This window comes from Salinimicrobium oceani, from assembly GCF_012037645.1.
In genome coordinates this window covers 1-490 of record NZ_JAAVJR010000480.1, presented here as the reverse complement: position 1 = coordinate 490, position 490 = coordinate 1, and the positions used below count along the sequence as shown (strand labels likewise).

1 protein-coding gene is annotated in these 490 nt (G+C 39.2%); it reads left to right on the top strand.

Features of this window, described 5'->3' with window-relative positions:
- Positions 1-460: YceI family protein (locus tag HC175_RS17835; protein WP_168139609.1), on the top strand; the 460-nt coding region annotated here is incomplete at its 5' end.
- Positions 461-490 lie beyond the last annotated feature (30 nt).

Below are 490 nucleotides of genomic sequence, written 5' to 3'. Positions count from 1 at the left end.
AAATGTACACGACTGGGAGATGACTGCAGAGGATCTCCAGGGTTCTATGAAGGTCCAAATGACAGACGGGCAATTAGTGCAGATCGACGACATCAAGTTTACCGTGGTTGCTGAAAGTTTGAAGAGCGGAAAAGGAGGAATGGACAAAAACGCTTATAAGGCCATTAACACAGATAAGCACAAAACCATCATTTACCAACTTCAAAAAGTGAATAACCTCGATTGTACTTCAAAAAGCAGCTGTAAAGTGACCACCACCGGTGCGTTAACCATTGCAGGAACTAAGAAAAATGTCGAGATAATTTTTGATGCTAAAGTAAGCGGAGACAAAATAGTGCTAAGCGGAGAGAAGAAGATCAAAATGAGCGAATTTAACGTAGATCCTCCAAAAGCCATGTTTGGCACCATAACTACAGGAGACGACTTAAACATCAAATTCGAAGTGGCATTTACTAAATAATCTTTAAATCAAACAAGTTAATAATTATCA